This window comes from Sulfurospirillum diekertiae (assembly GCF_011769985.2).
In the GTDB taxonomy this organism is placed as follows: Bacteria; Campylobacterota; Campylobacteria; order Campylobacterales; family Sulfurospirillaceae; genus Sulfurospirillum; species Sulfurospirillum diekertiae.
On the sequence record NZ_CP039734.2, the window covers coordinates 1,334,914 to 1,347,025 of the forward strand.

Below are 12,112 nucleotides of genomic sequence, written 5' to 3' on the forward strand. Positions count from 1 at the left end.
AATGCAAAAGTATGTGATTCATGAGGGAAAGAAGCTTCGATACGGTTTTACGACTGGCTCATCCGCTGCAGCTGCTACAAAAGCGGCATGTATGTTATTAATGAATGCGCCTTTAAAAAAAACCGTTGCAATCACTTTACCAACAAATGAAATATTACACATACCTATTTATACGGCAAAGAAAGAAAAAGAGTTGGCAATTGTTACTGTTATTAAAGATGGTGGTGATGATGCAGATGTGACGAGTGGACTAGAAATAGGAGCACGCGTCTCTTTTTCTGAGGAGAGAGGCATTCATATCAAAGGAGGCGAGGGTGTTGGTGTGGCAACTAAAAAAGGCTTACCTATTGGTGTAGGCGAACCCGCTATCAATCCAGTCCCTCAAGTGATGATTAAACAAAGCGTGATTGAGGTGATAGATATTTTAAAGCAAGGGATTGAAGTAGAAATTTTTGTTCCAAAAGGTGAAGAGATTGCCAAGCGAACGCTTAATTATAAATTAGGAATTCACGGGGGTATTTCCATATTGGGATCAACTGGTATCGTTAAACCTATGTCTGAAGAAGCATATAAAGACTCTTTGTCTATTGAGTTAAAAGCAATGTACCAACAGCAAGATACCGATACCTTTGTCTTTACCTTTGGTAATTATGGACGCAAATTTGCCACAAACAATCTTGGATTAGTGGATGAAAATATCATCATTATCAGTAATTTTGTAGGATTTATGTTGGAGAAGGCCTGTGAGTTTGGTATCAAAAAAATACTGTTTGTTGGCAATATCGGAAAGATTGTCAAAGTAGCTGGAGGTATATTTCATACCCATAGTCGCGTATCGGATGCAAGGCTTGAAATTATGGCGGCAAATGCAATAAAAGCAGGAGAAAAACTTGATGTTATTCAAAAAATACTCAAAGCCAATACCACAGAAGAAGCAGTGGAAATGTTAAACAGAAAAGATACGTTTGACATAATGGCACAAGAAATACGAGAAAAGTGCGAAACTCATGTGAGACGTAGTGGATATGAGTTAGAGGTGGCTGCATTGATTTATTCAAGTGAACAGGGAGAATTAGCGCGAACGGATAATTTTTATGTTGGAAATCATACCAATGCTTAAGATTCATATACTTGGAATGGGTCCTGGAAGTATAGATTTTATTGCACCTTATGTGCTGACATGTATAAAGGACGCAGACATACTTATTGGTGGAAAAAGACATTTTCAAGAGATAGAAGTGGAAGCATCAGGAAAAGTCTGTCAATACATAAGTAGTGATTTATTAGGACTTGTGGATTACATCAAAACAAACAGAAATAAAAAAATTGCGGTATTGGTCTCTGGTGACCCAGGATTTTATAGTTTTTTAGTGTATTTAAAAAAGCATTTTAGCAATGAGGAGTTAGTGGTAATACCAGGACTTTCTTCTATGCAGTATATGTTTTGCAAGATTGGGTTACCTTGGCAAGACGCTGTGATTAAAAGTCTTCATGGTAAAACGTTTGATTTTATTGAAGCTTTAAATGATTCTGGACTTGTAGGGGTGCTAACGGATAGTGCTTTTACACCTCAATTGATCGCAAAAGAGTTAGTAACTCACGGACTAGGAAACGTATTAGTATATGTAGGAGAAGAACTTTCTTATGCGGAAGAAAAAATAACAACGATGATAGCAACGCAAATGGCTAATAATGAACGAAATTTTGGCATGAATGTTGTGGTTATTGAAAGGACTGAAAATGTTTCATATAAAAGATAGTGAATTTATTAGGGGCAATGTGCCTATGACAAAAGATGAAGCACGTGTTGTTTGTATATCAAAACTTGAACTTGATAGCAATAGTGTCTTGATTGATGTGGGTGCAGGAACAGGTAGTGTCGGTATAGAGGCTAGTAGGTATTTAAGCTCTGGTAAAGTCATTGGTATAGAAGTTAATGAAGAAGCCAATGCTTTGATAGAAGCAAATCTAAAAAAATTTGACATAACGAATTACGAGTTATACAAAGGTTATGCTCCACAAGAACTACCAACTATTGCCTTCGATGCCATGTTTATTGGTGGCTCTAAAGGGAAACTTGGTGATATATTTCAGTATTTTGATGATCATGCCAAAGTAGGCGCTAGGTTGGTTATTAATGCCATTGTCCTTGAAACTTTTACTAAAACACTTAGTTTGATGAAAGAGTATGGCTTTCATGACATTGAGGTTGTTTCATTAAATATCTCAAAAAATAGATTACTTGGTCAATATAACATGATGATGGCTGAGAATCCTATATTTATTTTAAGTGCGAAAAAAGGAGAAAAAAATGTCTAAATTAATAGGAATTGGTGTAGGAGTTGGCGATCCTGAAATGTTAACCATCAAAGCAGTGAATGCTTTAAGAGAAGCAGATGCGGTCATCTTACCAAGGGCTAATACGAAAACGTATAGTACGGCTTTTGAAATTGCAAAGCAGTATATGAAAGATGATATTGAAAAAATCTATGCAGATTTTACAACGGTTGATGATGATAAGCTTAGAGAAGAAGATAGATTACTGTATGCCAAGGTAGTCAATGATTGTATTAAAGCTGGAAAAACAGTAGCGTTTATCACCATTGGTGATCCTATGACGTTTAGTACTTTTGTTTATGTCATGGAACTTTTAGAAAAAGATGTAGAAGTCCAAACTATACCAGGGATAACATCATTTGCTTCCATTGCTGCACGTCTGAATACTCCACTTGTTATGGGTGATGAAACACTCAAAATAGTACCTATTTCAAAAGATACAGATATTGTAAAAGAGATTAATAGCTCTGATAACGTTGTTTTTATGAAAGTTACACGTAACCTTGAACGACTCAAAGATGCTTTTAAAAAAACAGGCAACATGGATAATGTCGTACTTGTTTCTAATTGTGGAAAAGCGGATGAAAAAGTAATTTATGATCTTGAAAATATAACGCGTGAGGATATCTCTTACTTCTCAACCATTCTCCTTAAAAAAGGAGGGCTGAGTTATGTCTAAAGTTTATTTTATAGGAGCAGGGCCGGGTGATCCTGAACTTATTACTATCAAAGGTCAGCGCCTTGTAAGGGAAGCAGATATCATCATATATGCGGGCTCGCTTGTTCCTATAGAAGTTATTGCATGTCATAAGGAGGGAGCAGAAATTTATAACAGTGCCAGTATGGATTTGGATGAAGTGATGGATATTACTATTGCAGGTGTTAAAGAAGGAAAAAGTGTTGCAAGAGTTCATACAGGAGATCCTTCTATCTATGGGGCTCATCGTGAACAAATGGACATTTTGGAGAGTCATGGTATAGATTTTGATGTCATACCAGGTGTTAGCTCATTTTTAGCATCAGCAGCAGCCCTTAAAAAAGAGTTCACGCTTCCAGATGTATCGCAAACGGTTATTTGCACACGATTAGAAGGTCGCACTCCCGTTCCAGAAGCAGAATCCTTAGATAAATTAGCCTCTCATCAAGCTTCTATGGCTATCTTTTTATCCGTTCAAATGATTGATAAAGTAGTGGAAAAACTTGTGCTTCATTACCCGCCTAATACTCCAGTAGCAATTATTCAGCGTGCTAGTTGGCCGGATCAAAAAATTGTTGAGGGAACGCTTGAGACTATTGAAGAAAAAGTCAAAGAAGCCAATATCACTAAAACAGCGCAAATTCTTGTGGGATGGTTTATGGGAAATGAGTACTCTAAATCTAGGCTATATGACAAGTATTTTACCCATGAATACCGAGAAGGTATGGCACGCTCATGAAAAAAGAACTTGCCATTATTAGCGTAAGTAAGCAAGGATTAGAGAAAGCAAATTCTTTACATGTAAAGAACGCAGACATTTATGCCTTGCCAAAATACAGTGATGGCAAGTGCATAGAGATGATAGAGGGTTTTACACTTACAGTAGAGCGAATTTTTTCTCAATACAAAACGCTTTTGTTTATCATGGCTAGCGGGATTGTGGTTCGTACCATTGCGCCACTTCTTAAAGGTAAAGATATAGACCCCGCTATTTTGGTGATGGACGAACAAGGTATCTTTGTAAACTCTTTGCTTAGTGGCCATTTAGGTGGAGCAAACGAGATGGCAGAAATCATTGCCAAAGCATGTGATGCAATTCCTGTGATATCAACAGCCTCTGATGTCAGTCATAAAATAGCCGTTGATACGATTGCTATGAAATTAAATGCAAAAATAGATTCTTTGAAAAAAGCAAAGAATGTGACTGCTTTGATACTTAATGGGCAGAGAGTAGCGCTATGTTTACCTGAGAATATAGTCGTTGAGAATAAAAATATATCAGGGGTTATTGTGGTGTCAAATAAGTTACATGTAGAGATGAGTCAAATTATTCCACAAAATATCATAGTGGGTATTGGGTGCAAAAAAGATATCCCAAAAGAGGCGATTATTGAAGCTGTCAAAAAAGAGTTTAAAAAATTAAACCTTAGAGAAGATTCGATTAAACATTTTGCGACAGGATGGGTAAAAGCAGAAGAAAAAGGTCTGCTTGAAGCCGTTAACTATTTTGAGCGAGAGCTAAAAATAATAGAAAAAGAAGAAATAAGAGCAGTACAAGATAAATTTTGTGGATCAGATTTTGTAGAAAAAACCATTGGTGTACGCTCCATCTCAGCACCTAGTGCCTATGTAAGTTCTAGTAAAAAAGGAGTGTTTTTGTTAGAAAAAAATAAAAATTGCGGAATTACCATTTCGATTTATGAAGAGGAAGTTGGAAATGAAAAATAATATTTATGTTGTAGGTATCGGGCCAGGCTCATTGGAACATTTGAGTTTTAGAGCATATCATGTTTTAAAAGAGGTAAATGTCATCATTGGGCATAAAACCTATGTCAATTTAGTAAAAGAGTATTTTCCTGAGAAAGTGTTCATTAAATCAGGAATGAAAAGAGAAGTGGAGCGTTGCCTCGAGACTTTGGAAATAGCCAAGAGTGGTAAAAGTGTCGCCCTTATCTCTAGTGGTGATGCCGGAGTTTACGGCATGGCGGGCATTATGCTAGAAATTGCTCTTGATAATGGCTTTAATGTAGAAATTATCCCAGGGATTACCTCTGCCAATGCCTCCGCTTCAGTCGTAGGTGCACCCATTATGCATGATCATGCGACGATTAGTTTGAGTGATTTATTGACGGATTGGGAGCTCATCAAAAAGCGTGTTGATTTGGCATCACAAGGAGATTTTGTGATCTCTTTTTACAATCCTAAAAGTAAAAGTCGTCTAACTCAAATTGCTGAAGCAAGAGAAATTATGCTGAAGCATAAAAATAAAGATACGGTTGTTGCCATTGTGCGAAACACGGGACGAGAGGGCGAAAATCACGTTCTTACATCATTGGAAAATATGTTAGAGCATGAAATTGACATGTTTACGACGGTAATCGTTGGAAACTCAAAGACGTTTATCAAAGAAAACAAAATGATCACTCCTCGTGGGTATCACTACTAAAACAGGAAAAAAGATGAAAACAGGAAAAGTATATATCGCAGGTGCAGGTTGTGGAGATTTTGAATTGATGACATTAAAACTCAAGATGTTGATTGAAGAAGCAGAGTGTATTATTTATGATCGTCTTGTTAATAAGGAAATTCTTGCGTTAGCACCCAAAAGTGCCGAACTTATTTATTATGGTAAAGATAATTGCGAAGGCGGCCTTATCCAAGAAAAAATTAATGCAACATTAATCGAAAAAGCCAAAGAGGGCAAGAATGTTTTACGCCTTAAAGGAGGACACCCTTTTGTCTTTGGACGAGGTGGGGAAGAGGCCTTGGACTTAGTAGATGCAGGCATAGAATTTGAAATTATTCCAGGTGTTACTTCTGCTATTTCAGTACCCGCTTATGCAGGCATTCCTATAAGCCATAGAGGTATCAATACATCATTTCATGTTTTTACAGGACATAGTAAAGATGATGGAGAAAAAATTGACTTTGAAACAGTATCCAAGCTGAGTGGCACTTTAGTTTTTTTAATGGGTATTAAAAATATAGAGATGATCACTTCAAATCTTGTAAATTTTGGAAAAATATCATCCACACCTGTTGCAGTAATTGAAAATGGATCGACATGTCATCAACGAACGGTTGTCGGAAACCTAGAAACTATTTCAAAGATTGTTGAAGAAAATCATATTCAGTCACCTTCTATCATTATTATAGGTGATGTAGTAAATTTACGCGAAAAACTTGCTTGGTTTGAGCATAAAGCATTGCACGGGCATAAGGTTCTGGTAACATCAGAAAAAACCCAAGCAAAAGTGACTTCACGGTTGGTCCGAAGTTTAGGTGGAGAGAGTGTAGAATGTCCTTTTTTTACATTAGATAAAAAATCGTTTACTATTCCAAGACTTATTAATTTTGATACTGTGCTCTTTACAAGCCCTCAAAGTTTACATGCTTTTTTTGAAAAAATAGAAGATATACGCCAGTTACTTCATTTGCGTATTGGTGTGGCCGGCGAAAAAACTAAAGAAGCATTAAACACGTATAAATTACAAGCCAATATTTATTCGAACAGCTATCGCACACAAGAGTTGCTTAATCTCTTAACTGAAAAAGAAGAGAAAGTACTTTTAGTCAGATCTACCTCAATTTCAGCAGAACTTGCTGTATATTCTCAATCTATTACTGAACTTGAGACCTATTATGTTGATAAAGTTTTGCGAAGTGATGAAGAAGTAATTGCTTATATCAATGATGTCGATATTATCGCTTTTCCTAATGCATGTACGGTTAAAACATTAATAGATAGTGTAGGGCGTGAAATATTAGCCACCAAATTAATTATTGCTTCAAATGAAAATACAGCATTAAAAATCAAGTCTTATGGTTTACATGTAAACGCTTTTGGCAATGGTGAAATCACAGAAGAAACATTTAAAACATGCATGGAAACAGAGCATTGTATCAAAGGGAAAAAAGATGGTGTGGTTAATCGGAGGAACAAAGGATTCACGCATTCTGCTCGAGCAGCTAGTTGAATATCACGACCAGTTTATCGTGAGCATTACTACGAGTTATGGAAAAAAACTTTTAGAAAATTATAACGTTAAAATTATTGATAAACGTCTCAGTAAAGAAGAAAAAAAAGTATTGATAGAAAATGAATGTATAACTTTAATTCTTGATACGAGCCATCCTTATGCGGAAGGAATTTCGCATAGTGCTATGGAAATAGCAAAAGAGTGTGGTGTTGAGTATTTACGCTTTGAGCGCAAAAATCTTGAATATGAGGGTGCTAAACATTTTGAGGATATTACGTCATTGGTAGACTATATTAATCTTACATGTAAAGGTGAAAAAGTGCTGAGTACGTTAGGCATAAAAAACTTGGAAGACCTTCAAAAAATCAAGGATCAAGAAAACCTTTTTATTCGTCTTTTACCCGTCGTTATATCAATACAAAAAGCAGAAACTTTGGGTTTTTTAGCCAAAAATATTATCGCGATACAAGGACCTTTTAGTAAAGAGTTTAATACTGCAATAATTAAAAACTATGGGATACAATATCTTATAACAAAAGAGAGTGGTGATGAAGGAGGAGAGATGGAAAAAGTTTTAGCGTGCAAGGAAGAGGGAGTTCAACTTTTAGTACTAAAACGTCCTTTTATCAATTATCTAAAGACATGGGACTCTCTTCAAGAGATTGTTGACGAATTAAAGTGTAGATTGAGTTTATGATGCGCTATATTTGGAGCTATTATCAAAATCACTTATCATTGTTTTATACAACGGTGGCCAGTACTTTTCTTTTAGCTTTTTTGGATATTTTATTTCCTTATATTGTACAATTAATGATATCTGAGGATTTCATTGCTTCCAATGGAATGAAGATGACATTGATGTTTTTACTTTTGGGTGGGATTATTATTTTACGCTCACTTGCCGTATGGGTACGGAACTATTGGGGAAGCTTGCTTGGGATAAATGTTGAATTCGATATGCGCAATGATTTGTTTAAGCATATCAATACGCTTTCCTTTTCGTATTTTGATAACACCAAGACGGGTTCATTAATGTCTCGAGTGGTGAGTGATATCGCTGAAGTTTCCAAAGTTGTTACGGAGATTCCTAGAGATTTATTGCTTATTCCTATTACGTTAATTGGGGCCATTGGTGTGATGCTTAGCCTTAATTTAAAACTGGGAATGGTTGTACTGTTATTGATGCCTGTTTTGATTTTCTTTACATACTATAAAAACACCAAGTTACGACATGCGTATATGTCCTCAAAGCGTAAAATTGCACATCTAAACGCTCAGTTAACAGATAGCTTTGAAGGCATTCGTGTCGTTCAAGCGTTTAGCAACGAAGCCCATGAGATGCATAAGTTTAAGCAGAGCAATCAAGCCTATAAAGAGATGACAGCCAAAGCGTTTAAGGCATTGGCAGACTTGCGAAGTATCAGTAACTTTTTCTCGGGAGCCTTGCAAGTTATCATTATCGCTTATGGTATTTACCTTGTGCAGTACGAACACATGTCTATAGGTGTACTATTTGCCTTTGTCCTTTATATCGATCGTTTTATGCGCCCCATTCGAAATTTTATCTCATTGACAGAGGTTTATCAAAAAGGTTTAGTTGGCATGGATAGGTTTCAAGAGTTGATGCAAATAAAGAGCACTGTGCGAGATGATGCAAAAGAAGAGATGGAATCCGTTAAAGGGCATATCGCCTTTAATAATGTAAATTTTACATATGAAGAACAAGGGGAAGGTATTTTAAAAGATATCAATTTTACTATCACTCCTCAAGAGCATATTGCATTAGTGGGAGGTACGGGTAGTGGTAAAAGCACCTTGTGTGCGTTGATTATGCGTTTTTATGAGCCTCAAATTGGCTCCATAAAGATTGATGGTAAGGATATCAAAGAGGTGTCTGTTAAGTCATTAAGAAGGCAAATCGGCATTGTACAACAAGATGTTTTTTTATTTAATGGAACTATCAAAGAAAATATTTTATACGGACGTTTAGAAGCAAGCGAAGAAGAGGTCATAGCAGCCGCTAAAAAAGCAAATATTCATGAATTTGTGATGGGATTAGCAGAGGGGTATGAGAGTGTTGTTGGGGAGCGTGGGATAAAACTTTCAGGTGGTCAAAAACAGCAACTTTCTATTGCCCGTATCTTTTTAAAAGATCCGGCTATTTTGATTTTAGATGAAGCAACCTCTGCCCTTGATAATATCACAGAACATTATGTGCAAAAATCACTTGATGCCTTGGCTCAAAATAGAACGGTTATTACCATCGCTCATCGATTAAGTTCAGTGAAAAATGCATCAAAGATTTTGGTCATGAAGAATGGAAGGATTGCAGAAGAGGGGACACATAAAGAATTACTTTCTTTTAATGGGGTATATCAAACACTGCATGACTTACAGTTTCGGGAAGGAAAAGAGCGTTAATGAAAAAAGCAATTTGTATTGGTGCAACGAAATCTAATGATGGTAAAACACTTCTAACAACGGCACTCTTGCACCATTTCAAGAAAGATGTATCAGCGTTTAAATGTGGACCAGATTATATCGATCCACAGTTTCATGATGCCATTACAGGAGGCCATAGCGTCAATCTTGATGGTTATTTGATGAATGAAGAACAACTTCGATGGACATTTGAGCATTATCATCACAACTCTTTCGCAGTTATCGAAGGTGTCATGGGTTTTTACGATGGCATGGATAAGGGTGCTAGTGCGTACGATGTGGCAAAATCTTTACACGTTCCAAGTGTCATTGTCGTGGATGCCAGTGGAAGCTATATCACTATTGCCGCGGTCATCAAAGGATTGTTAACCTTTAGAGACGATCATACCATCAAAGGAGTGATTTTAAATAAAGTTAGTTCATCCATGCATTTTTCACTTTTAGAAAAAGTAATAGAAGAAGAATTGCCTCACATCGCCGTTCTTGGTTGGATAAAAAAAGACCTCATTACTTTAGAATCAACGCATCTAGGGCTTGATCTCGAACATTTGGATAGGGAGCTTTTAGCACTCGTTTCAAAAGAAGTTTTAGAACATATCGATTTGGAGCTTCTGATGAGTTTAGCTACGTTTGAGCCTTTACATGTAAAGATTTATCCATTTGAAAAAATACCAAAAATACCACAAAAATTAGCCATCGTTCATGATGCAAATTTCTCTTTTTTATACCATGATAATGTAAATTTTTTAAAAGAGGTCTTTGATGAGGTTGTGATGGTATCTGCTGTGAATGACGAAAAATGTGAAGCAGATGTTTTATATATCCCTGGAGGGTATGTCGAAACCAAAGAAGCGTATAAACGCATCGAAAATTCTCACACCTTTAAACACAGTGTGCTAGAGCATGCAAAAAACAAGCCAATTTATGGTGAGTGTGCAGGACTTATTTTTCTTGGAAAAAAGATTGATGAAAAACCAATGCTTGGGCTTTTAGATGTTGAGTTTAGTTTGCAAAAACGTTTTAAACGCATGGGGTATTATGATGCTGATTTTGATGGCATAAACACCAAAGGTCATGCTTTTCATTATAGTAGCCCCCATGATTTAGCAAACGGATATTTTCCTCTAGTTAAAAGAGATAACGGAGAGAATGGCGTATGGAAAAAAGATAAAGTATTTGGAACTTATTTACATACTTTTTTTAGAACGAATCCCCATTTGATCAAACAATATTTTAGTTAATATTTTTTAAAGTAAAGTGGCATTATGAATAATAAAGATGAAAAAATTTGTCCATTGTGTGGAGAACGTAATGCTTGTCAGGTTGGAACTTCAAATCAATGCTGGTGCCATACTATTAAAGTGCCACAGGATTTATTAGACAAAATACCGCAAGAGAAAAAAGGTAAAGCTTGTATTTGTTATTTGTGTATTAAAGAATATTTACAACATCAAAAAATAAAATAGTAGACTAGGACTAAAAATGACATACATGCCTCTTTTATTTTCTCTGGAAGGAAAAAAAGTTTTGTTGATAGGTGCTGGTGCTATTGGACAACGAAAATTGGAAAAACTTTTGAATTATACTAGCTCAATTACTATTATGACAAAAGAGTGTTCTCACTCAATGAAAAAAATCATACATGAAAACAAGCTAATATTAATTACTAAAAGTTATGAACCAAATGATGTAAAAGACTATGATATTATCATAGCCACTATCGATAATCTTGATCTTCAAAAAAGCATCTATCAAGAGGCTAAGAAGTACTCAAAGCTCTATAACTGTGTTGATTTCCCAGAATATTGTGATTTCATGTTTCCTTCTATTGTACAAAAAGGAGATTTACAAATAGCGTTTTCAACAGGAGGGTATTCTCCTGGATTAGCAAAAGCGTTACGTGCGTTATTTGAGAGGATTATTCCTGATGCTGTAATTCCATTTTTAGAGGAAATGAAAGTGTTACGAAAAATGCATCCGAAAGGAGAAAATAGGCAAAAAATTTTTCATGATAAAGTTAATGTATTTGTAAAACAGCACTTTATAATGCCTACTAATGGAGAAGATTTAAATGGCAAGACCCGTTAAATACGATTTAATAAAAATACTTGATGATGCAATGGAACTTTTTTGGGAAAAAGGGTTTGAAAATGTATCAATTGTAGACTTGATTCTACATACAGGTATCAATCGAAGTACAATGTACTCTTTATTTTCAGATAAAGAGGCGTTATTTAAAGAAGCACTCCATCACTATTATGCAAAAAGAGCTTCAATGATGATAGGAATATTGCAAACGAATACCGGTAAAAAAGGTGTAGAACTATTTTTAGGTAAGTTCATTTTTCGTGAAGAATTTAGAGCTTGTCTTTTTAGCATCTGTATGGGAAAAGGCGACTTTATGCGAGAAGAAGTATTTGATGTTCCAAAGAAGTTTTTTTTAGATTTAAGACAGCAACTTGAAAAAAATTTAATGGATGCCTCTGCAAATGGTGAATTTAATGGTAATGCAAAAGCAATAGCACTTACCATCGTAACTATATAGTTCATGGCTTTAGCATTCATGGTAAATATAACCACCAAAAAGAAGATGGCGAATTAATTATACAAACCATACTAGCACTGCTCAAATAATCACACAACTCCTAACTAAGTT

14 protein-coding genes are annotated in these 12,112 nt (G+C 35.7%); all 14 read left to right on the top strand.

Going from position 1 to position 12,112, the window contains the following annotated elements:
- Window position 1 precedes the first annotated feature (1 nt).
- Window positions 2-1,120 carry a cobalt-precorrin-5B (C(1))-methyltransferase CbiD gene (cbiD, locus tag FA584_RS06850; protein WP_025344690.1) on the top strand — a complete coding sequence of 373 codons (1,119 nt, stop codon included), beginning with the start codon at window positions 2-4 and terminating at the stop codon, window positions 1,118-1,120.
- On the top strand, window positions 1,095-1,760 hold the full coding sequence (gene cbiE, locus FA584_RS06855; RefSeq protein ID WP_202819544.1) for a precorrin-6y C5,15-methyltransferase (decarboxylating) subunit CbiE: 666 nt from the start codon (window positions 1,095-1,097) through the stop codon (window positions 1,758-1,760). Before cbiD ends, cbiE begins: the two co-directional genes overlap by 26 nt.
- Entirely contained in the window at window positions 1,741-2,319 is a 579-nt protein-coding gene (cbiT, locus tag FA584_RS06860) for a precorrin-6Y C5,15-methyltransferase (decarboxylating) subunit CbiT (protein WP_025344692.1), read from the top strand. Before cbiE ends, cbiT begins: the two co-directional genes overlap by 20 nt.
- Window positions 2,312-3,016: a precorrin-2 C(20)-methyltransferase gene (cobI, locus tag FA584_RS06865; protein ID WP_025344693.1), complete on the top strand. Its 705-nt coding sequence runs from the start codon at window positions 2,312-2,314 to the stop codon at window positions 3,014-3,016. The genes cbiT and cobI overlap by 8 nt, the downstream gene beginning before the upstream one ends.
- Window positions 3,009-3,773 carry a precorrin-4 C(11)-methyltransferase gene (gene cobM / locus FA584_RS06870; RefSeq protein ID WP_025344694.1) on the top strand — a complete coding sequence of 255 codons (765 nt, stop codon included), beginning with the start codon at window positions 3,009-3,011 and terminating at the stop codon, window positions 3,771-3,773. The genes cobI and cobM overlap by 8 nt, the downstream gene beginning before the upstream one ends.
- Window positions 3,770-4,762 (top strand): cobalt-precorrin 5A hydrolase, encoded by a 993-nt coding sequence (cbiG, locus tag FA584_RS06875; RefSeq protein WP_025344695.1) that lies wholly within the window; start codon window positions 3,770-3,772, stop codon window positions 4,760-4,762. Before cobM ends, cbiG begins: the two co-directional genes overlap by 4 nt.
- A complete protein-coding gene (cobJ, locus tag FA584_RS06880) occupies window positions 4,752-5,480 on the top strand; it encodes a precorrin-3B C(17)-methyltransferase (RefSeq protein ID WP_025344696.1) in 729 nt (242 codons plus the stop codon). Before cbiG ends, cobJ begins: the two co-directional genes overlap by 11 nt.
- 13 nt (window positions 5,481-5,493) lie before the next feature.
- Window positions 5,494-7,011 (top strand): uroporphyrinogen-III C-methyltransferase, encoded by a 1,518-nt coding sequence (gene cobA, locus FA584_RS14880; RefSeq protein WP_025344697.1) that lies wholly within the window; start codon window positions 5,494-5,496, stop codon window positions 7,009-7,011.
- On the top strand, window positions 6,953-7,711 hold the full coding sequence (gene cobK / locus FA584_RS06890; RefSeq protein WP_025344698.1) for a precorrin-6A reductase: 759 nt from the start codon (window positions 6,953-6,955) through the stop codon (window positions 7,709-7,711). The genes cobA and cobK overlap by 59 nt, the downstream gene beginning before the upstream one ends.
- Before the next feature lie 113 nt (window positions 7,712-7,824).
- The gene (locus FA584_RS06895) at window positions 7,825-9,435 is read left to right on the top strand and encodes an ABC transporter ATP-binding protein (protein WP_238098880.1); all 1,611 of its coding nucleotides are present in this window, start codon (window positions 7,825-7,827) and stop codon (window positions 9,433-9,435) included.
- Complete coding sequence (locus FA584_RS06900) at window positions 9,435-10,697, top strand: cobyrinic acid a,c-diamide synthase CobB (RefSeq protein ID WP_025344700.1); 1,263 nt, start codon at window positions 9,435-9,437, stop codon at window positions 10,695-10,697. The genes FA584_RS06895 and FA584_RS06900 overlap by 1 nt, the downstream gene beginning before the upstream one ends.
- 24 nt (window positions 10,698-10,721) lie before the next feature.
- Window positions 10,722-10,922 (top strand): cysteine-rich CWC family protein, encoded by a 201-nt coding sequence (locus tag FA584_RS06905; RefSeq protein WP_025344701.1) that lies wholly within the window; start codon window positions 10,722-10,724, stop codon window positions 10,920-10,922.
- Window positions 10,923-10,938: 16 nt separating this feature from the next.
- Entirely contained in the window at window positions 10,939-11,544 is a 606-nt protein-coding gene (locus FA584_RS06910; protein ID WP_025344702.1) for a precorrin-2 dehydrogenase/sirohydrochlorin ferrochelatase family protein, read from the top strand.
- Entirely contained in the window at window positions 11,528-12,001 is a 474-nt protein-coding gene (locus FA584_RS06915) for a TetR/AcrR family transcriptional regulator (RefSeq protein WP_096046653.1), read from the top strand. The genes FA584_RS06910 and FA584_RS06915 overlap by 17 nt, the downstream gene beginning before the upstream one ends.
- Window positions 12,002-12,112 lie beyond the last annotated feature (111 nt).

Bases quoted from the DNA above. Each gene is read 5' to 3' on its own strand.
- cbiD (WP_025344690.1), top strand. From the start codon at position 2: ATGCAAAAGTATGTGATTCATGAGGGAAAGAAGCTTCGATACGGTTTT.
- cbiE (WP_202819544.1), top strand. From the start codon at position 1,095: ATGTTGGAAATCATACCAATGCTTAAGATTCATATACTTGGAATGGGT.
- cbiT (WP_025344692.1), top strand. From the start codon at position 1,741: ATGTTTCATATAAAAGATAGTGAATTTATTAGGGGCAATGTGCCTATG.
- cobI (WP_025344693.1), top strand. From the start codon at position 2,312: ATGTCTAAATTAATAGGAATTGGTGTAGGAGTTGGCGATCCTGAAATG.
- cobM (WP_025344694.1), top strand. From the start codon at position 3,009: ATGTCTAAAGTTTATTTTATAGGAGCAGGGCCGGGTGATCCTGAACTT.
- cbiG (WP_025344695.1), top strand. From the start codon at position 3,770: ATGAAAAAAGAACTTGCCATTATTAGCGTAAGTAAGCAAGGATTAGAG.
- cobJ (WP_025344696.1), top strand. From the start codon at position 4,752: ATGAAAAATAATATTTATGTTGTAGGTATCGGGCCAGGCTCATTGGAA.
- cobA (WP_025344697.1), top strand. From the start codon at position 5,494: ATGAAAACAGGAAAAGTATATATCGCAGGTGCAGGTTGTGGAGATTTT.
- cobK (WP_025344698.1), top strand. From the start codon at position 6,953: ATGGTGTGGTTAATCGGAGGAACAAAGGATTCACGCATTCTGCTCGAG.
- FA584_RS06895 (WP_238098880.1), top strand. From the start codon at position 7,825: ATGATATCTGAGGATTTCATTGCTTCCAATGGAATGAAGATGACATTG.
- FA584_RS06900 (WP_025344700.1), top strand. From the start codon at position 9,435: ATGAAAAAAGCAATTTGTATTGGTGCAACGAAATCTAATGATGGTAAA.
- FA584_RS06905 (WP_025344701.1), top strand. From the start codon at position 10,722: ATGAATAATAAAGATGAAAAAATTTGTCCATTGTGTGGAGAACGTAAT.
- FA584_RS06910 (WP_025344702.1), top strand. From the start codon at position 10,939: ATGACATACATGCCTCTTTTATTTTCTCTGGAAGGAAAAAAAGTTTTG.
- FA584_RS06915 (WP_096046653.1), top strand. From the start codon at position 11,528: ATGGCAAGACCCGTTAAATACGATTTAATAAAAATACTTGATGATGCA.